The following is a 17,976-nucleotide window of genomic DNA, read 5'->3' as shown; positions in this document are numbered from 1 at the left end:
TGGAGCGCACCCGCATGCAAAAGACTAAACTGAACGAACTGCTCGAATTCCCTTGTACCTTTACCTACAAGGTAATGGGCCTGGCACACCCCGAGCTGGTAGACCAGGTGGTTGAAGTGGTGCAACGCCATGCTCCAGGGGATTACAACCCGCAGGTCAAACCGAGCAGCAAAGGTAACTACCACTCCGTTTCCATCACCATCACCGCCACCCATATCGATCAGGTGGAAACGTTGTATGAAGAGTTGGGCAATATTGAAATTGTCCGTATGGTGCTGTAATTACAGCATAACTCCCTGCCAGCCAACCTGGTTCAGCGCCACTGCTGTCCGGGTTGCCCTGGTTCGTCAGGGATAAATGCTGGTCGCGGACCAGAGCGCCCGGTATAATGTTTTTTACCACTTCTGTAACCTGACGATGCCCCGCTTGCAACACAATAAGATCATTCTCCGTCAGCTAGGGTTGCAGCCCTATGAGCCTGTATCCCAAGCCATGCACAGCTTCACCAATCACCGTGACGAGTCCACGCTAGATGAATTGTGGCTGGTGCAGCATCAAGCCGTGTTCACCCAAGGCCAGGCCGGTAAGGCAGAGCACCTGCTGATGCCAGGCGATATCCCGGTGATCCAAAGCGATCGCGGTGGCCAGGTCACCTATCATGGCCCTGGCCAGCAGGTGCTGTACGTGATGGTGGATCTGAAACGCAATAAAGTGGGAGTACGCCAACTCGTCACGGCCTTGGAAGAGACCGTTATTAATACCCTCGCCCATTTCAAGATCGAATCACGCGCGCGCCCGGATGCGCCCGGCGTATACGTGGGCGAACAAAAGATTTGTTCATTAGGTTTGCGGATCCGCAAAGGTAGCTCATTTCATGGCCTGGCCCTGAATGTCGCCATGGATCTCACCCCTTTCCAACGCATCAACCCCTGCGGTTATGCCGGAATGCAGATGACACAAGTCAGCGCGCTGGCACCAGGTGTCGGGATCGCCGATGTGCATCCCATTCTGGTACAGGAATTTGTTCATTTACTCGGCTACCAGACGGTCGAGCTTCGTAACTGGAACCTGCACGATTATGAGTAAACCGATTCAGATGGAACGCGGCGTTAAGTACCGCGATGCAGACAAAATGGCGTTGATCCCGGTAAAAACGGTTGTCACCGAACGCCAGGAGTTGTTACGCAAACCCGAGTGGATGAAGATCAAGCTGCCCGCCGACTCTACGCGCATTCAAGGCATCAAGGCCGCAATGCGTAAAAACGGCCTGCATTCGGTGTGCGAAGAGGCGTCATGCCCGAACCTGTCTGAGTGCTTTAACCACGGTACCGCTACCTTCATGATCCTGGGGGCCATCTGTACCCGCCGTTGTCCATTCTGCGACGTGGCCCACGGCCGCCCGGTGGCTCCCGATGCCAATGAGCCGGAAAAGCTGGGGCAAACCATTGCCGACATGGCATTGCGCTATGTGGTGATCACTTCGGTTGACCGTGACGATTTACGTGACGGTGGCGCTCAACATTTTGCCGACTGTATTACTGCCATCCGCGCCAAGAGCCCGAACATCAAGATCGAAACCCTGGTGCCAGACTTCCGTGGCCGTATGGATCGTGCGCTAGAAATCCTTACTGCCACGCCACCAGACGTGTTTAACCACAACCTGGAAAACGTGCCGCGTGTTTATCGCCAGGTACGCCCAGGGGCTAATTACGAGTGGTCATTGAAGTTGCTGGAGCGCTTTAAGGAAGCTCACCCCTCTATCCCGACCAAATCAGGCCTGATGGTGGGGTTGGGGGAAACCAATGCGGAAATCGTGGAAGTGATGCGCGATCTGCGTCGTCATGGTGTAACCATGCTGACGCTGGGGCAGTATCTGCAACCAAGCCGTCACCATCTGCCAGTGCAGCGCTATGTCAGCCCGGCGGAGTTTGACGAAATGAAAGAAGAAGCGATGGCAATGGGCTTTACCCATGCTGCCTGCGGCCCGTTTGTGCGCTCGTCCTATCATGCGGACTTGCAGGCCAAAGGGCTGGAAGTGAAGTAACCACGGTAATCTTTTGTTACGTTTCGTCAATGATTAACGCCAAAAAACGGATGTCCTTACGGGCATCCGTTTTTTTATGGCTCAACAGCAGAGGCGATTAAACGTCTTTCTTTTCGACGCTCTGCTGCGCCGTAGGCGTTTCAGCCGTATTCTGTGCAGGAGGGGTGTCTTCGCCCACCGCTTTTTTGAAGCCTTTCAGCGCCGCCCCCAGATCCGCGCCCAGAGTACGCAGTTTGCTGGTGCCGAACAGCAACACGATCAACACCGCAATTACCAACAGCTTGGTAATACTGATACCTTCCATATTCACCTTCTTTATTCATTTATGGCTGCAGGACGCAGCGCGGGAACAAACTTCGTCTATAGGTATTTAGCGACTTTCTTTCGACTATAACAACAACCAGTTGTAACAAGGTGAGATCTACCCGAGATGTTCTATGCTTAGATTATAGGGCATATTCTTAGCTATTCGCTTTTCCGGCTCCAGACCGGCTGCATAATTCATCACAGGGAAACATGGGATGCCTACAGCTACATCGGCTTTTAACACCCGGCGTGCAGGTCTTAACTTCGCCAGGCGCCTCTACCTGCCACGTATTGTCGGCCTGGGGATTGGTTTCTTGTGCGTACTTACGGCGCTCTATCCAGAGCACCAGCCGACTAGCGTGTGGATCTTGCTGGCCGTGAATGGCTTTATCTGGCCACATATCGCTTATCAATGGTCTATCCGCAGCGAAGCCCCTTACACTACCGAGATCCGCAACCTACTCATCGATGCGCTGTTAGGTGGGATGTGGGTCGCTATCATGGGTTTCAATGCGCTCCCTGCCGTGGTGATCCTGTCAATGATGGGGATGAACAATATCGCCTCCGGCGGGCCGTCTCTGTATTTCAAAGGGCTGATGGCGCAAATTATCGGGGCGCTGGTTACCAGTGCGATACTGGGTTTCACCTTTACACCACAATCCACTCCGCAGCAGGTTTATCTTTGTCTGCCGATGATCTTCATCTACCCAGTCTTCCTTGGCTACGTGACCTACCAAACCGCCAAGCGGCTGGCAGAAAAGCAACAGGAGTTATTGCGTATCAGCACACGTGATGGCTTGACCGGCGTATTTAACCGCCGCCATTGGGAACACCTGCTGCACAATGAGTTTGACAGCTGCCGACGCTATAATCATACGGCTACGCTGATCCTGATGGATATTGACCATTTCAAAAACATCAATGACACCTTTGGCCATGGGCTGGGGGATGAGGCGCTGATCGTTCTGGCGGAAGAGTTGGTGCTGGGGTTGCGGGCGGTGGATATCGTTGGCCGCTACGGCGGTGACGAGTTTGGCGCAGTGTTGCCAAATACCAGTGCCGAACAGGCCAGCCTGGCGCTCAACCGCATTCAGGAGAGCCTGAATGAGGTCATCTTCCGTGAAGCCCCTGGGTTAAAATTGAATATCAGCGCCGGGATCGCCGATTACCAGCCCGAGATGCCCGGCTACCAGGAGTGGTTGAAGGCCGCCGATATCGCCCTATATCGAGCAAAAAATAATGGCCGCAACAGGCAGGAGCGGGCCGAACATCAATGCCAACCCACTAGTTTATTAAGCTAATAACTTGATTGGTGGATAAGTTGATAACGTAATCAGGTTTTCGTCTGTTCCGCCGCCTAGCCCTCTCCCAAAGCAGAGGAGGACCGTATGTTCCTGCGCCGGGTTACAACACCGGACTGGCTCCCTGCCCTTTTTGGGGAGGGTTGGGGGGAACAGCGATTGCAGAATTGTTAGCAATACCCATCCAGCTAGCAAAACCACAGCGACAGGGTGTAAAATCTGCCGCGCGCGATTGCTTCGTGCCAACAAACGGAGATGACATTCCTCCATAACCGCCTTTCACAGGCTGATGATGTCTACGTAACCTCTCAGAGAGGTGCGTAGGCGCTTGCCTGAACCTTTCTGAGCATCTTCCATCTTTAGAATAGGGTTTATCACCATGTGGAGTTCTTTACTGGCTGTGTTTATTGGCGGTGGTTTGGGTAGCGTATTGCGCTGGGCTGTAAGCCTTAAGCTCAACCCTCTACATCCGCATATTCCATTGGGCACTTTGACCGTAAACCTGGTGGGGGGGTTTATCATCGGGCTGGCTCTGGCGCTGTTTATCCGCATGACGCACATTGATCCGGTTTGGAAACTGCTGATCACTACCGGCTTTTGCGGCGGGCTGACCACCTTCTCTACCTTTTCACTCGAAGTGGTTTATCTGTTGCAGGACGGGCGCGTTGTCTGGGCTATCGCCAATATGCTGCTCAACCTGGCGGGTTCGCTGACGATGACGTTGTTAGCCTTTGTGCTGGTTAGAACGTTGTACGGCCATTAAAGTCTCGGGGCTTAATGTTTTCTTAATCTGCTATCGGGATAATCCTCGCTCAGTATCTTGGGCTGAGTGAGGAATTGAATGTTTAACCTGCCAAAAACCACTACCGAATGGATTGTCACCCTGACGTGCGTGCTGATCGTCCTGGCCTTCATCAAGGTTTACCTGTTCCCTTAACCACTCCCGGCCTGAAAAACAAGCATAAAAAACCCGCTCATGGAGCGGGTTTTAACAATTTTGGCTACTGTAGCTTAGATAGCGATAACGTTAGCAGCAGATGGCCCTTTGGCACCGTTCGTGATTTCAAATTCTACACGCTGGCCTTCAGCAAGAGTTTTGAAACCATTGCTAGCGATGGCAGAGAAGTGAACGAAAACGTCCTTGCTACCATCTTCTGGAGTAATGAAACCGAAACCTTTAGATTCATTAAACCACTTAACGCTACCTTTAATCTTAGACATCAAACTTACCTTTAACGTGAATGTAAGACACAAAATGTGTGTCCAGTACAGTACAGCAATTAGACGGGATTTTGTCCACAACACAGATCACATAAAATCGATAAAAAGTGAAAAAGTCGGTTATTTGCCATGTAAATTGATGTCTGCGGTTACCAGTGATGCCCAAGGCAGCCCAATCCGCCAAAAAACCGTTGAGTAACCGATTAACCCTCTCCATGTCCCATTATTGCCCCTCAACCCACCGCTTTTAAGCTTTCGTCATGCTGATGGAACTCCGCCCCCTGTCACTGCACAGCATTACGCGTTATCATTAGCGCTGTTACGAACGACCTGATGAGAATGACCATGAACGGCAAGATAACGACTTTTTTTGAAGACAAAGGCTTCGGTTTTATCACCGACGAGAACGGGGAAAATCGTTATTTTCACGTGATTAAAGTGCAAAACCCAGAGCTGATTAAGAAAAACGCGCTGGTAACCTTTGAGCCAACCAACAATACCAAAGGGCCATCGGCCTATGCGGTAAAGGTACAGGCACCAAGCAAGTACATCACCATCGCCAACGAGAGAATCAAAATCTCCAGCATCAAGTCCTTCGATACCTTCACCAAAGAAGTACCGGTCAAGGTGGAGGTCGATAAAGAGAACACCGTGTTGTCCGTTGGGTTACTGATGAACCGAATCCGTCCGCAAGTAGCCGAAGCGCCACAAACCGCCACGGAAACGCTGCGTATGCTGTCAGTTACCACCTTCCAGAACGCGACTCACGTCTTCTCTGAGCATGAAATCGATATCGATGAAACCGTGCAGGCGTTGAAGACTCTATAGCTCCTGAAAACATTCAAAGCTATTTGATGGCACCTGTGTTAGCGTGGGTTTTCACCTGACACAGGTACGCAACATGTCTGAATCCACCAGCGTTAAAGGTTACAATAACCGCACCACTCAAATTGCCTGCCCGAAGTGTGCTTATGTTACCGAACAGCAATGTTCAAAACTGCGTAAACTCAGCACCCTGATTTGCCCAAACTGCGGCACGCAATTCACGCCAAAGCAGGGCTAAAATGCTATTTGAATATGACATGGTTGAGGCTGCTGCCGCTGACCATGTTAAACGATTCGACGCAGTTGCGGCCTTGAGACTTGGCGCGATAAAGCGCAATATCCGCCATATTCATCAGCTGTTCCAGTGACTTATTCTCATTCATTGCCAAACTCGCCACGCCCACACTAATTGTGATCCGCAATGGCGCCTTGCCATTGGGGTTTAATTCGGCGCTTTCTATCCGCCGTCGCAAATGTTCCCCCAGGGCCACCGCCTGCGTCCCCAGCGCCCGCGGCAGCATAATGGCAAACTCTTCGCCTCCCAGACGGCCAAATAACTGGTCATGGCGTAGCTCACGCCGCAAAATATGGGCGAATGCCGCCAGAACGTGGTCACCAATGGCATGGCCATGGGTATCATTGATCAGTTTGAAGTGATCGATATCGATTAACAACAGCGACACCGCCTCCTTCGTACGCTGCTTCTGTTCCAGCAACTCCCTGCCTTTGCGTGTTAAAGCACTACGCGCCAGTGTACCGGTAAGGAAGTCGTGGTTCGCACTATGCTCCAGCCGGCGCAGCAGTTTACGGCTAACGGCAATCGAGCTGGATAAAATCAGCGGCCCCATCACCAACATGGCAATCCCCAAACGTGCTGACATCAGGCTATCCATGACCGCCCCTCGCGCTCCTGGCGTTTGATACAGCATCAGATTGGCAGAAATGCTGACAATCTCCGTCACGCCGGTGAGAAACGTCAGCAAGGTGACGGTAAATAAATGATAACGCACGGCGCACCATAGCAGTGCAGGGATGGGGAACGCTATCGCGCCCGGTCCACCGATATACACGCTAAGCACCAACGAGAGCAACAACGCCAGCAAAGGCAGACTGGAACGCCATTGCCAGCCAAACTGCAGGCTCAGCAATTGCTTCAAGCGTGGTGCAGCCAACAAGACCGGCAGGATTAACAGGTTGGTAGAGAACTGTTCGCTAAACCAGGACATCCAGGCAATGATCAGCGTATTGTTGTATTGACTGTCAGTGCGCAACACCGACAGCGTTGCCGACAGCGCGGCCCCAAGCAGACAGGCGGTAAACATATATAAAATTGCCTGGGGCTTGCCCATACGCCGTTGAGACTTGGGCAGCATCGACATCACGGCATAGCCGGTGGCAATCAGCGCCATATTGCAGGCATTTAGCCAAAGTGCCAGTGGCCAGTTTTCGCCGGTGCTCAAATCGGCGGCGATCATGCCAAGGTAGGTTCCAACCCATCCCAACATCGTCGCATAGCCAGGTTTACGCAGCATCAAGCCAAGCAAAATGGCATTCACTGGCCAAAACAGGGAGAGCGATCCTAACGGGCGAGTAAAAATGCCAAACAAGGAAAGCAGGTAGGCCAGTAAAAATACATTGACCAGCAGAACCGTGGCCGGCAAACGCTGTTTTGCTTGTATTTCTACGCTCATGAAACAACCTGCGAGGCAATAATAACAACACTGACTATAAGCATGCTTTCTTTCCCCAAAAAAAGTTACAACGAACCACAACGCCCATTAAAATGGTCAATTAAATCAATCAAAAACCTTATCTTGTCTTATTAGCTTAATTCGCCGCTGAAAATTTAAAACCCTGTTCGCCAGACTCATCCCTTTAACGAAAGTAGTTGTTAACAGCTTAGTCTAAATTGTTAATGCTACCGAAATAACAAACTATGAGAAATTATAAGGGTATTAAATTAAGACTCTTCTTACTTACGGGTTATTTTCCTGCAACGCTAGCAGAAGCGCAATGAAAAAAGCCTGTAAAGAGCTGCGGGTTGGTTGGAGGTCGACAACTAAATTGACAGTGACAGCGCGGGCCCACAGGCCAGCGTGGGTCGTGATGGTAAAGCAACCTTAAGCAAATCTTAGGTGTAAAAAAGCCCGGCTAGGAACCGGGCATAACGTGACGAAATGCAGTGTTAACCCAAGCGGGCTAATAACCGGCCTATCATACCCCTCAATTGTGCAGAAAAAGTGGATCACACCAATCTTCCCCCCCCCTCTTTAACCGTCAAGTCGCCACGGGGTCTAACCGCTGCCAGACGGGCTAACGCATTGAACGCGACCGACGCGCAAAAAAAATCCCGCACAAGGCGGGATAAAATCAAAGGGATGGTAATACACTACAGGACTAACACAACATCATCGGGCTGGAATAACATTACCAGCGCGAGTGTATAGAAATGTCATGCCTGGGTAAGGATGATGTGCCAGATGTAACGCCTGATAGAAGCCACTGACAAACCTGCGATTTTCCCTCTGTCAGGACATTATTTGTAACCAATGGCAACAGGTATTTTTGTGGCGTGTGTAGTTGCCGTTAGCCGCTTGCCTAGTGGATTGCTGGCGTTGTACTACAAATCCCTTCACCGCGCCATAGTGCCAAGGTTTATTAATGAGCGATTCCTGTCGTAATAAAAACCAATTTGTAACAACACCATTTTTCTGCAAGAGCTATCTCATGTCTTATCTTGCAGGTTAGTGCTATATTTTTTAAGCACAAACCAACCCTACTTCATGATGAGAAGTATATGAAAAAAAATCGTTTTGGCGTTGCTGCGGCCGTATTGGCTGCGGGTATGTTGTTAGCGGGATGTTCCTCTAAGGTCGCAGAGGCTACGCAGTATTCCGGGTTCCTGCAGGACTATAGCAAACTGCAGAAAACTGAAAGCGCCAGTGGGCATCAGGTTTTGCGCTGGATCGCCCCAGGCTTTAAAGAGTCAAACTATCGTGGCATCTATATTGCACCGTTAGTGTTCTATCCACAGGCCAAACCGAATGCGCGTGTAAGCCAGCAAACGCTGGATCAGATCAGAGAGTACGCCAGCACCTCACTAAGAAATGCCGTTGCACAGCGTACAACCCTGTTGCCTAACCCATCGGGCTCACGCGTACTGGTCGCTAAAGTCGCCATTACTGCGGTAACCGCTGAAAACGAAGGAGTGCAATTCTATGAAGTTGTTCCTGTTGCCGCCGTCATCGCCACCACCATGGCTGCCAGCGGGCACAGAACGCAAGACACCGCGTTATTCATGGAAATCAAGCTGATCGATCAAGATACCGGTAAAACGGTATTGGCCGTAGTCCGTAAAGGCTTGGGTAAAACGGTCAGCAATCAGAATGCCCCAATCACCTTGGCCGACGTGAAGAAAGCCATCGATGATATGGTGACGGATGTTGTGAACTTCCCGAAACAATAAGTTGTGCAGCAAAAGATGGGGAAATGGTTTTCCCCATCTTTACCCTCCCCCAATTTCTCCGTTTAATATGTGAGTACCATCACATCACCACCCTGCCGATAAACAAGCTGGGACAAATGTCCCGACCAATATTCTAATATCAGAGCCAGCTTCCAGTTTTACCCCCTTTTTGAGGTTGCCGTCGGACCGGCGTCCTGTCCTTACCTGCCGAGGAACTTTATAGTTAACGCTATGCAGAACGACAAAAAAAACAGTGAATGGTTGAGCGTTGTCGAGTTGGTTACCGGTGATGCCATACTTTACGATCTGCTGAAATATTGCCCGTTGGCTATTTTACGCCGCTGGCAGTTGCAGCAAGTCAGGCCCGGCACGCTGATATGTCAACAGCATGAAATTTGTCATGAATTTCATCTGATAGCGCAGGGGAATGTGGACGTATTTATTCATGCCGACGATGGGCGTAAATATTTACAGGCACGTTATCATGCCGGAGATATGCTGGGTGAGCTCGAGATTTTTGAGCAACGGCCGTATATCTGCTCGGTAGAAGCAACCAGTGAAGTTACATTGCTAACGCTTTCACGCACCGATTTTTGCCACTGGCTGACGGTCGACAATTACTTCAACCAGAAAATAATTCAGTCGTTCAGCAGCCAGTACTATCAGCTATCGAAAAAGGCGGGTGAAGACAGTCTCTATTCATTGCACCAGCGCGTCTGTCATGCGCTGTGGCAAAGCTACCAACACCAGGGAGCCCAAAATGAAGGAGAAATTACCATTAATAAACAACAGCTCAGCGAACAGTTTGCCGTGGCCCCACGCAGTATTAACCGCATCCTGTTTGAACTGCGCGAGCAGCAAATTATTACGGTCAACGGTGAACGGATTGCGGTGATCGACCCAGTCCGGTTACACCAGCAGGCCGGGTTTTAATTTTTGGCCGCAGCGCCAACCAGGATAGCCCTATGACTCAACTACAACCGCACATCCGGCTTAGCCGGCAGATGACACACGCCCATTACGCGCTGTTACCGGGCGATCCGCAACGCGTCGAACACGTTGCTCGCTTTCTGGATCAGGTGGAGGATTTTGGCCAAAATCGCGAATACCGGGCGCTGCGCGGTTGGTTTCGTGGTATGGAAGTGCTGGTGATATCCACCGGCATGGGGGGGCCCTCTACCGCTATAGCTGCCGAAGAGCTACATCAGATCGGTGTAGACTGCCTGGTGCGCATTGGCAGCTGTGGTGCGATGCAAACCGCAATGAAGCTGGGAGATCTGGTGATCGCCAGTGCTGCAGTGCGCGATGAAGGCACCGGCAACGCCTATATTCCCGCTGCCTACCCGGCCAGTGCCGACTGCGGCCTGGTTTATCTGCTACGCCAGCAGGCACAAAAGCTGGGCTACAGAACGCACTGTGGCTATGTGCGTAGCCATGACAGTTTCTACACCGACCGCGAACAGGAGATCACCGATTTTTGGTCGGCCAAAGGTATTCTCGCCGCCGATATGGAAACCGCCCCGCTGATGGTCGTTGGCGCACTGCGTAATATGCGCATTGCCTCTATTTTGAACGTGGTGGTGGAACACCTGGGCTGCCTGGAACAGAGCATCAACGACTATCAACAGCAGGAGCATTCCTGCCAACGTGGCGAGGAACGCGAAATCGTGCTCGCGCTCGAAACGCTGTATCAGGATCATCTTGAGAGGACGCAATAATGGATTTTTTCAGCATCAATAACGTCATGGTCAATATTCCCCTGGGTGAAGGTGGCTATGCGCTGTCATGGATCGAAGCCATAGGTACGGTGTTTGGCCTGCTGTGTATCTGGTTTGCCAGCAAAGAGAAGATTATCAACTACCTGTTTGGTTTGATTAACGTCACGCTGTTTGCCGCTATCTTCTTCCAGATCCAACTGTACGCCAGCCTGCTGTTACAGGTATTTTTCTTCGTCGCCAACCTGTACGGCTGGTATGCCTGGAGCCGTCAGAACGAAAATAATGAAGCCGCACTGAAAATTCGCTGGTTGCCACGGCAAAAGGCCCTCACGCTGCTGGTGGTTTGCGTAGTAGCCATCGGCCTGATGTCGCTGTTTATCGATCCGGTTTTCGCCGTACTGACGCGCGTTGCCATCGGCATTATGCAGGGAATGGGGCTTTCCGTGGTAATGCCAGAACTGCAGCCAGACGCCTTCCCACTGTGGGATTCCACCATGCTGGTACTGTCGATCGCCGCCATGGTGCTGATGACGCGCAAATACGTCGAGAACTGGCTGCTGTGGGTACTGATTGACGTGATCAGCGTAGTGATTTACGCCATCCAGGGGGTTTATGCCATGTCGTTGGAGTATATTTTACTGACGGTGATTGCGCTGATGGGGTCGTTCGCCTGGATCAACAGTGCGCGCCAAAATGGCTCAAAACCGTTGGAACAAGAGACAGCACTCAAGGCAATGCCTTGAAAATGGCGGGTATCCCCCCCATGTAACCTGTGTTGTCTGCCATTTCGGTAGGTCTAGCGAAAGGAAATGAATATGTTAGAGAATTATTTTGGCTCTGGGATCGCTCCAACTGAAGAGCAAAAACGCAGATTACTGGCGGTGCAGGCAGCACTGGAACTGTTGAAGGCAACGCTGTCTGACACCAACGACGGCAACGGTGTCGAATACCAGCTGAAAACGGCAGAAAAACACGTCAGCTCTCTGGCAGATGCCATTCAGGCAGCCGTAGAGAAAAAGTAACGTCCTTGCCTTGCCAACCCCTGCGCAATCCACGTTGTGCGGGGGTTTTTATTGGCTGCTCTCCTCAAAAAAACGGCTTATCTCCCCTCACTGTCTTTATCCGTAATTTATATTTGTGCCAGCACTCACATATTTAACCAGGGAATTTTTGATTCCCATTCACAACACATCCCCTCTTCCTATAGTGTGAAAATCAATCACCAAGAGGGCGATAACTAAAAAAATAAAACTTGGATTTGCTTACCAGCATTAAATCATGTGCGGCGTAGGTTGCTCATTGGCACGCTATTTTCTGTTTATTATTAAATAAATTAAATTTATTACTTCAAGCACAAATCGTTAGAGAGATTAATGCATCCAGCTCAACTCATTATGTTTTTAAGTGAGTCGCTTTAGTTCGCCTCTTATTTATAAAAATTAAAAAATGACTTACCTTACACAGGATCATAATAATGAAAACAATACCTCTGGCATTACTCCTTCCTGCCCTGCTAGCCACCAGCGCCGTCGAGGCGGTGACGGTCTATAACAGTAAAGGAACACAACTCGATATTTATGGTCGTATCGAGGCACAAACCGGCAATGAATGGACAGATGAACATACCAATGCCACCAATCTGACCGGCCGTCTTGGCTTTGAAGCCAAGCAAAAGCTCGATGAGCAATTCGGCCTGTTTGGCAAGTTGGAATGGCAAGTTAACACTCAGAAGAACGATACCAAGGTCGCCGAAGATAACTGGGATATTCGTTATGGCTATATCGGGATTGACGGTAGGGATCTGGGGAAATTGATGGTTGGGCGTACGCGCAACCCGATGTATCAGTGGATGGGCATTACCGATCGTTACATGAACTACACGGCTAACGTTTACTCCAACTGGGTCGGCTCGCGTATCGACTCCTCCTATCAATGGAACCGTCAGGACGGCACATTACAATATGAATATACGTATGGTGGACTGGACGTTCGCACCGCCTACGTGATGGGTAACGGTGCAAGCGACAGCACCGTTGACGATGGGTATATGGCCAGCCTCGGCTACGCTTTTGAATTCCCGGTGATGGGTACGCCACTAAAAATCAAACCGGTGATTGCCTGGCAGAAAATGACCAAAGACCCCAAAAATACCAGCCTAAGCGGCAACTACACCGATTACACCCAAAAAGGGATTGGCATACGACTCAGCTACGACAAGGCTTATCTTGGTATCAACGTTGGCCGACAAACCTACGAGCAAACCGGCAAGCCAGACAAAGATTATGATGCCTTCGACTCGCTGGCCGAATACTGGTTTACCAGCAAAGTCGCGCTACGTGGCGGCTACTCGCAGTTGATCGAGTCTGAAAATGATTACGCCCACCGCAAACAGTGGATCTCTGAACTGGAATATCGCCTGAAAAAAGATGTACATCTTTCTGCCACCTACATTTACGACGATCGGCAAAGCTACGATTCGGCAGAAAACCTGTGGGTACTAGGGTTACGTTACGAATTTTAATCACTGCGCAAGGATGGAAAACATGAACAATCTTCTCAGTTTATTCGCCGTGTTAGCGTTGAGCGCCGGCGTAAGCCACGCAGCCGCGCTGCCAAAAGAGAGCGGTAGTTTCGATTTCACCGTGCCACAAACCGGCAAGAAGATGGAAGTCTTCAGCTACCAGCCGCCCGGTGCTAATGCCAACACTCCTGTGGTGTTTGTCCTGACCGGGCTGAATCGTAACGCCGATGAGTACCGCGACTCATGGGTAGAAAATGCCAAGAAAAACAAACTTATCGTCATCGCTCCGCTGTTCTCCGAAGCCGATTATCCCGGTAACGACGGCTATAACCTGGGGAATATCGAGAATGCCAAAACCCACCAGGTGAACCCTAAAGGGGAGTGGGCTTTCACGGTCATTGACGATCTGTTTGCCGATATGCAAAAACAGGGGATCACCAAACAACAAGACTATTATTTATTTGGTAACAGTGCTGGCTGCCAGTTTGTTCACCGGATGCTGACCTTTGTCCCTGAGGCCAATGTCAAAGCCGCCATTTGTGCGGCAGCTGGATGGTGGACCATGCCAGATGTGGAAAACCCCTGGCCCTATGGCCTGGACAATGCGCCGGTGAAAGTGACGCAAAAACAGCTGGCCGACTACTTTGCCAAACCCGTGCTGATCACCGTCGGTGAAAAAGATAACGATCCATATCACCCTTTGCTGCGCCGCTCTTATGAAGCCATGGCACAGGGGGATAGCCGGTTAAGCCGTGCACAAAGCTATTTCCTGACGGCACAGCAGAAAGCCAAACGCTACAAGGTAGACTTCAACTGGCGCTTTACGACCTTACCCGACGTAGGGCATAGCGGCTCGAAGATGTCTGCCTATGGCGCAGAGCAATTTGCCTGGTTTGAACAGCATGGCGAGTTCAAGGTACAACCGTAACTTGAGGAGAACGCGCTACTGCCAAAGCAAGCGGTAGCGCGGGTCAGAAGGGAATGAGAGATGACACACACTTCTGACAAGGGAATTTTTGATTCCCCTTTTTTCTCCCTTGGGTTTTGTTATTAATGAAGGAAGAAATGGCGTAGAGGGGAAAACTGACATGAACAGAGCGGAATTCACTCAACGTATTGCTGGCATTGATAATCTGACCGAAACGGATCGGCGTATCATCGACTATTTTGACAAACACTTTGAGTCCATCCCCTACAGCAAAGTGATTGATGTTTGCCATGAGATCAACATCGCCAAGTCAACCTTGGGCCGATTTATGATGAAGCTCGGCTTCACCGGTTTTCGTGATTTCAAAGAGTCCACCATCGAGCCTGAGCAGCGCAGAAACATCTCCCCCATAGAACGTTTCGACAACAGCAAAAACAGAAAAAACGGCATCGAATTCATTGAAAAACACTGCGGTGAGATCACCGATAATATCAGCAATACGTTGAAAAACATCAATCGCCAGCATTTGGAGAAAACCATCGCGCTGATTTGCGATCCGGAAAAAAGGCTGTATGTGATTGGCAGCGCAACGGCACATGCCTTAGCCGAGTATTTTTACCTGCTTGGCCGCTATATCAAAAAAGACATTGTGCTGCTGGATGCCAATATTGCCAATTTACCGCATAAGTTAATCGACTCAAGAAAAGGCGATGTGCTATTGGCGATTTCTTATTATCGTTTTTCCAGCGTAACGACAAGGTTGATAAAATGGTTTTATCAACATCGTGGCGATACCATCGTCATCACCGATAATGCCGTCAATCCGTTCAGCCACTTCGCCACGGCGATGTTGCTGATGGAGAGCCAGCATAGCGGGCTGTTCAGCAGCCGCAGCGCTGGCTTCGTATTAATCGAGGCGCTGGTTAATTATATGGGCGAAGTGAAAAGCAACGAATTAAACGAGAACTTCAACGTCATGGAGTCGTTATTCGAGGCATTTAACGTTTTCAATAAATAACACCAACACCAGGCAGCATGAATATACATCAACCATCTTTATAGCCCTGTTTCTTTAGGGCTAAGCATTGACTTACCAGAATGCCATGTAGCAATCCATCTCTGGCGTTTATTTAATGAAAAGAGGCTTTATCATGAGCAGTGAAAACAGCGCAATCCCTGTTTGCCCTGAGCAGCAAATTCTACGTACCTCACAGGGGAATTTATCTTTCCGCACCGGCGGTGAGGGCGAAACCCTGATCTTTTTACACGGTATTCTGGGCAGCTCAAAAGCCTGGCCATTCCAGTTTGCCGCCTTTTCTCCCCACTACCGCGTCATGGCCTGGGATGCACCGGGTTATGCCGACTCCGCGCTGGTTCCGGCCGAGATCGACGCTTTTGTGCTGATGCTGCATGAGTGGGTGCAACACTGCGGGGCAGAGAAAGTCTCCCTCGTCGGGCATTCAATGGGCGGCACCGTTGCCAGCCGCTACGCCGCCCGCTACCCAGAGCGGGTAAAAAATCTGGTGTTGTCCTGCACCCATCCCGGCTATGGCGCGCCAGAGTCGGCCCCAAGCTCGGAAAAGCTGGAAAAGCGGCTGAAAGAGCTCGCCGAAATTGGCCGCGAAGCCTACGGCAAAAACCGCGCACGTGATCTACTGCCGTTCCCAGATGTGCCCGCTGCGGTGCTGGACTATGCGGCAGAAATTGCGGCAGGCACCAACCTGGAAGGCCTGAGGCGTGCGACTCGCATGTTGCAGCTGGCCGACAACCGCCCGCTACTGCCCCAGCTCAAGATGCCAACGCTAATCCTTACCGGTGAAAAAGACACGGTAGTGCAACCGCAACTGAAAGCCGATCTGCTGGCGCTGGTGCCTTACACCCAACATATCGAGATGCCCGGGATGGGCCATGCGCCTTATTTCCAGGCTCCGGATTATTACAACACGCTATTGCATGAGTTTTTTGCCAAACACTCATAAGGGGACATGATGACTGGATTTATCATCGGGATGATCGTTACCGTATTGGCGGCCTGGTTTATTATCAAAAACTACCAGCCGCAAACCGTGTTACTGCTGGCGGGGCTGAGCCTGCTGCTGATCACGGCGGTGTTCTTTCCCGATCAATCGATATTGTATGGCAAGGCCAAATCCATCGGCTGGGTTGGCGGGGATATTTTCGCCTTCGTGAAAGAGTCTTTGACCACCCAGGTAGCGGGCATCGGTTTGATCATTATGGCGGCGGGCGGTTTTGCCGATTATATGGATCACATCAAAGCGTCGAACTCGATGGTGAATCTGTGCATCAAACCCTTGCAGATGATCAAGGCTCCTTACCTGATCCTGGCTATCGGCTACGTATTATCCCAGTTGCTGCACGTGGCGATTTCCAGCGCGGCCGGTCTGGCGATGCTGCTTTTGGTCACCTTCTTCCCGGTGTTGGTACGGCTTGGAGTCAGTAAAGCCGCCGCCGCCTCGATGATTGGCATGTCGGCATTTATGGATCTCGGCCCGGCGGTGGGCACCGCCAACCTGGCAGCCAAACATGCCGGTATGGAAACCGCAGTCTACTTTGCCCACTACCAACTGCCGGTCGCCACCGGCGTGATGCTGGCGGTCGCGGTACTGATCTTCTTCACCGCACGCTACTTTGACGCCAAAGACGGGCATATCGTCACCCAACAACAGGTGGAACAGCCAACCAGCGAAGATACAGTCAAGGTACCGGCATTCTACGCTTTTCTGCCGGTGTTCCCGGTGATACTGGTCATCGTCTTCAGCCCGCTGGTGATTAGCAGCATCAAGATTGACGTGGTGACAGCGATGATTATCGGCACCCTGTTGGCATTTTTCTGCGAGTTGCTGGTACGGAGGGATTTCAAAACCGCCTGCAAGGGCATCCAAGTGTTCTTCAAAGGCATGGGCACCATGTTTACCAGCATCGTTTCCCTGTTAGTGTGTGCCGACGTTTTCGCCCAGGGCTTGCAGATCATCGGGGCCGTTGACTTCATTATCCACACCGTCCAGGCCGCGGGCTTTGGCTTTGGCAATATGACGATAGTGATGGCCCTGCTGGTCTGCGTGACCGCGGCGCTGACCGGCTCCGGCGTGGCTGCGTTCTTCTCCTTCTCCGGGCTGGCTCCTGGTATTGCCGCCAAGTTTGGCGAAAGCGCCGTCAGCATGATCCTGCCAATGCAACTGATGGCCGGGATGGGAAGATCGATTTCCCCGGTGGCCGGGGTGATCATTGCCGTCAGCAAGGCCGGTGAATGCTCACCATTTATGATTGTCCGCCGAACGCTGATCCCTGCTGCGGGTGGGATGGTCACCATGCTGGTGCTAAACGGGATCTTGAATTAACGCCCTGTTAAAACTCGGGCAGGAAATCTCTGCCCTATCATCAGACCCACGCCAATAGTCCATGATTTAACCAAACCCCCGTTCTTTTCTGAAATGTGCTACCGCCTCTATATCGCCTGGTAATCCCACTGTACACTGCCTGAAAATCGCCCTTAATCCGGGTAGGGATGCCGTTTTATTAACAAGGAGTGTTGATATCATGTTCTCAAAGATCATGTTTATTCTGTTTGCCGCCGCCGTCATCCTAGTGATCATTAACTGGGGACGGCTCTGGGAATTCATTCGTC

The 17,976-nt window shown here is 51.0% G+C and carries 20 protein-coding genes and 1 riboswitch; of the genes, 17 read left to right on the top strand and 3 right to left on the bottom strand.

Annotation, left to right across the window (positions count from 1 at the left end; genetic code table 11):
• The first annotated feature begins 14 nt into the window (after window positions 1-14).
• The 3 genes from ybeD (at window position 15) to lipA (ending at window position 2,044) form a co-directional block, all read left to right on the top strand.
• Window positions 15-281 (top strand): DUF493 family protein YbeD, encoded by a 267-nt coding sequence (gene ybeD / locus ACKWMY_RS01155; protein ID WP_021180010.1) that lies wholly within the window; start codon window positions 15-17, stop codon window positions 279-281.
• A gap of 136 nt (window positions 282-417) precedes the next feature.
• Window positions 418-1,086: a lipoyl(octanoyl) transferase LipB gene (gene lipB / locus ACKWMY_RS01150; protein ID WP_024483206.1), complete on the top strand. Its 669-nt coding sequence runs from the start codon at window positions 418-420 to the stop codon at window positions 1,084-1,086.
• On the top strand, window positions 1,079-2,044 hold the full coding sequence (lipA, locus tag ACKWMY_RS01145; protein ID WP_074027919.1) for a lipoyl synthase: 966 nt from the start codon (window positions 1,079-1,081) through the stop codon (window positions 2,042-2,044). Before lipB ends, lipA begins: the two co-directional genes overlap by 8 nt.
• A 97-nt stretch (window positions 2,045-2,141) precedes the next feature.
• Here the strand turns inward: lipA and tatA are convergent, their stop codons facing one another.
• Complete coding sequence (tatA, locus tag ACKWMY_RS01140; protein ID WP_024530804.1) at window positions 2,142-2,348, bottom strand: Sec-independent protein translocase subunit TatA; 207 nt, start codon at window positions 2,346-2,348, stop codon at window positions 2,142-2,144.
• 217 nt (window positions 2,349-2,565) lie between these two features.
• Between tatA and adrA the strand changes: the two genes are divergently transcribed.
• Both adrA and crcB read left to right on the top strand, forming a co-directional pair.
• Complete coding sequence (adrA, locus tag ACKWMY_RS01135; RefSeq protein WP_409485774.1) at window positions 2,566-3,651, top strand: diguanylate cyclase AdrA; 1,086 nt, start codon at window positions 2,566-2,568, stop codon at window positions 3,649-3,651.
• 242 nt (window positions 3,652-3,893) lie between these two features.
• Window positions 3,894-3,957, top strand: a riboswitch (Fluoride riboswitch).
• Window positions 3,958-4,030: 73 nt separating this feature from the next.
• The gene (gene crcB, locus ACKWMY_RS01130) at window positions 4,031-4,414 is read left to right on the top strand and encodes a fluoride efflux transporter CrcB (protein WP_074027917.1); all 384 of its coding nucleotides are present in this window, start codon (window positions 4,031-4,033) and stop codon (window positions 4,412-4,414) included.
• A gap of 248 nt (window positions 4,415-4,662) precedes the next feature.
• Here the strand turns inward: crcB and cspE are convergent, their stop codons facing one another.
• Window positions 4,663-4,872 carry a transcription antiterminator/RNA stability regulator CspE gene (gene cspE / locus ACKWMY_RS01125; protein ID WP_002210315.1) on the bottom strand — a complete coding sequence of 70 codons (210 nt, stop codon included), beginning with the start codon at window positions 4,870-4,872 and terminating at the stop codon, window positions 4,663-4,665.
• A gap of 345 nt (window positions 4,873-5,217) precedes the next feature.
• On the opposite strand from cspE, the gene ACKWMY_RS01120 reads away from it, so the two are divergent.
• Window positions 5,218-5,700 (top strand): cold-shock protein, encoded by a 483-nt coding sequence (locus tag ACKWMY_RS01120; RefSeq protein ID WP_024484952.1) that lies wholly within the window; start codon window positions 5,218-5,220, stop codon window positions 5,698-5,700.
• Window positions 5,701-5,773: 73 nt separating this feature from the next.
• On the top strand, window positions 5,774-5,935 hold the full coding sequence (locus ACKWMY_RS01115; RefSeq protein WP_178380872.1) for a YnfU family zinc-binding protein: 162 nt from the start codon (window positions 5,774-5,776) through the stop codon (window positions 5,933-5,935).
• A 4-nt stretch (window positions 5,936-5,939) separates the two neighbouring features.
• On the opposite strand, the gene ACKWMY_RS01110 is transcribed toward ACKWMY_RS01115, so the two are convergent.
• Entirely contained in the window at window positions 5,940-7,388 is a 1,449-nt protein-coding gene (locus ACKWMY_RS01110) for a GGDEF domain-containing protein (RefSeq protein ID WP_074027915.1), read from the bottom strand.
• 1,106 nt (window positions 7,389-8,494) lie between these two features.
• On the opposite strand from ACKWMY_RS01110, the gene ACKWMY_RS01105 reads away from it, so the two are divergent.
• From ACKWMY_RS01105 to dcuC, 10 genes are all read left to right on the top strand, one after another.
• The gene (locus tag ACKWMY_RS01105) at window positions 8,495-9,163 is read left to right on the top strand and encodes a DUF3313 domain-containing protein (protein ID WP_409485773.1); all 669 of its coding nucleotides are present in this window, start codon (window positions 8,495-8,497) and stop codon (window positions 9,161-9,163) included.
• 231 nt (window positions 9,164-9,394) lie between these two features.
• The gene (locus ACKWMY_RS01100; protein WP_024530799.1) at window positions 9,395-10,096 is read left to right on the top strand and encodes a Crp/Fnr family transcriptional regulator; all 702 of its coding nucleotides are present in this window, start codon (window positions 9,395-9,397) and stop codon (window positions 10,094-10,096) included.
• Window positions 10,097-10,128: 32 nt separating this feature from the next.
• Window positions 10,129-10,881, top strand: a complete 753-nt coding sequence (locus tag ACKWMY_RS01095; protein WP_199062198.1) for a nucleoside phosphorylase — start codon at window positions 10,129-10,131, stop codon at window positions 10,879-10,881.
• Window positions 10,881-11,624, top strand: coding sequence for a nicotinamide riboside transporter PnuC (pnuC, locus tag ACKWMY_RS01090; RefSeq protein ID WP_024530797.1), 744 nt, complete (start codon window positions 10,881-10,883; stop codon window positions 11,622-11,624). The genes ACKWMY_RS01095 and pnuC overlap by 1 nt, the downstream gene beginning before the upstream one ends.
• Window positions 11,625-11,696: 72 nt before the next feature.
• On the top strand, window positions 11,697-11,903 hold the full coding sequence (locus ACKWMY_RS01085; RefSeq protein ID WP_021180021.1) for a hypothetical protein: 207 nt from the start codon (window positions 11,697-11,699) through the stop codon (window positions 11,901-11,903).
• Window positions 11,904-12,355: 452 nt separating this feature from the next.
• Window positions 12,356-13,402 (top strand): porin, encoded by a 1,047-nt coding sequence (locus tag ACKWMY_RS01080; protein WP_024530796.1) that lies wholly within the window; start codon window positions 12,356-12,358, stop codon window positions 13,400-13,402.
• Between the two features lie 22 nt (window positions 13,403-13,424).
• Window positions 13,425-14,330 (top strand): hypothetical protein, encoded by a 906-nt coding sequence (locus tag ACKWMY_RS01075; protein WP_409485772.1) that lies wholly within the window; start codon window positions 13,425-13,427, stop codon window positions 14,328-14,330.
• 160 nt (window positions 14,331-14,490) lie between these two features.
• Window positions 14,491-15,348, top strand: a complete 858-nt coding sequence (locus ACKWMY_RS01070) for a MurR/RpiR family transcriptional regulator (protein WP_024530794.1) — start codon at window positions 14,491-14,493, stop codon at window positions 15,346-15,348.
• 133 nt (window positions 15,349-15,481) lie between these two features.
• Window positions 15,482-16,309 carry an alpha/beta fold hydrolase gene (locus ACKWMY_RS01065; RefSeq protein WP_261160674.1) on the top strand — a complete coding sequence of 276 codons (828 nt, stop codon included), beginning with the start codon at window positions 15,482-15,484 and terminating at the stop codon, window positions 16,307-16,309.
• Between the two features lie 9 nt (window positions 16,310-16,318).
• A complete protein-coding gene (gene dcuC, locus ACKWMY_RS01060) occupies window positions 16,319-17,689 on the top strand; it encodes a C4-dicarboxylate transporter DcuC (protein ID WP_024530792.1) in 1,371 nt (456 codons plus the stop codon).
• Window positions 17,690-17,976: the final 287 nt, after the last annotated feature.

It is taken from the genome of Serratia sp. J2 (assembly GCF_046269175.1).
Lineage (GTDB): Bacteria > Pseudomonadota > Gammaproteobacteria > Enterobacterales > Enterobacteriaceae > Chania > Chania fonticola_C.
Note: the sequence above shows the minus strand (reverse complement) of the source record. Positions and strands in the feature narration are given on the sequence as shown.

Bases quoted from the DNA above. Each gene is read 5' to 3' on its own strand.
- ACKWMY_RS01120 (WP_024484952.1), top strand. From the start codon at position 5,218: ATGAACGGCAAGATAACGACTTTTTTTGAAGACAAAGGCTTCGGTTTT.
- ACKWMY_RS01110 (WP_074027915.1), bottom strand. From the start codon at position 7,388: ATGAGCGTAGAAATACAAGCAAAACAGCGTTTGCCGGCCACGGTTCTG.
- ACKWMY_RS01080 (WP_024530796.1), top strand. From the start codon at position 12,356: ATGAAAACAATACCTCTGGCATTACTCCTTCCTGCCCTGCTAGCCACC.
- ACKWMY_RS01105 (WP_409485773.1), top strand. From the start codon at position 8,495: ATGAAAAAAAATCGTTTTGGCGTTGCTGCGGCCGTATTGGCTGCGGGT.
- ACKWMY_RS01115 (WP_178380872.1), top strand. From the start codon at position 5,774: ATGTCTGAATCCACCAGCGTTAAAGGTTACAATAACCGCACCACTCAA.
- ACKWMY_RS01095 (WP_199062198.1), top strand. From the start codon at position 10,129: ATGACTCAACTACAACCGCACATCCGGCTTAGCCGGCAGATGACACAC.
- dcuC (WP_024530792.1), top strand. From the start codon at position 16,319: ATGACTGGATTTATCATCGGGATGATCGTTACCGTATTGGCGGCCTGG.
- cspE (WP_002210315.1), bottom strand. From the start codon at position 4,872: ATGTCTAAGATTAAAGGTAGCGTTAAGTGGTTTAATGAATCTAAAGGT.
- lipA (WP_074027919.1), top strand. From the start codon at position 1,079: ATGAGTAAACCGATTCAGATGGAACGCGGCGTTAAGTACCGCGATGCA.
- lipB (WP_024483206.1), top strand. From the start codon at position 418: ATGCCCCGCTTGCAACACAATAAGATCATTCTCCGTCAGCTAGGGTTG.
- ACKWMY_RS01070 (WP_024530794.1), top strand. From the start codon at position 14,491: ATGAACAGAGCGGAATTCACTCAACGTATTGCTGGCATTGATAATCTG.
- adrA (WP_409485774.1), top strand. From the start codon at position 2,566: ATGCCTACAGCTACATCGGCTTTTAACACCCGGCGTGCAGGTCTTAAC.
- ACKWMY_RS01085 (WP_021180021.1), top strand. From the start codon at position 11,697: ATGTTAGAGAATTATTTTGGCTCTGGGATCGCTCCAACTGAAGAGCAA.
- crcB (WP_074027917.1), top strand. From the start codon at position 4,031: ATGTGGAGTTCTTTACTGGCTGTGTTTATTGGCGGTGGTTTGGGTAGC.
- ybeD (WP_021180010.1), top strand. From the start codon at position 15: ATGCAAAAGACTAAACTGAACGAACTGCTCGAATTCCCTTGTACCTTT.
- ACKWMY_RS01065 (WP_261160674.1), top strand. From the start codon at position 15,482: ATGAGCAGTGAAAACAGCGCAATCCCTGTTTGCCCTGAGCAGCAAATT.
- ACKWMY_RS01075 (WP_409485772.1), top strand. From the start codon at position 13,425: ATGAACAATCTTCTCAGTTTATTCGCCGTGTTAGCGTTGAGCGCCGGC.
- ACKWMY_RS01100 (WP_024530799.1), top strand. From the start codon at position 9,395: ATGCAGAACGACAAAAAAAACAGTGAATGGTTGAGCGTTGTCGAGTTG.
- tatA (WP_024530804.1), bottom strand. From the start codon at position 2,348: ATGGAAGGTATCAGTATTACCAAGCTGTTGGTAATTGCGGTGTTGATC.
- pnuC (WP_024530797.1), top strand. From the start codon at position 10,881: ATGGATTTTTTCAGCATCAATAACGTCATGGTCAATATTCCCCTGGGT.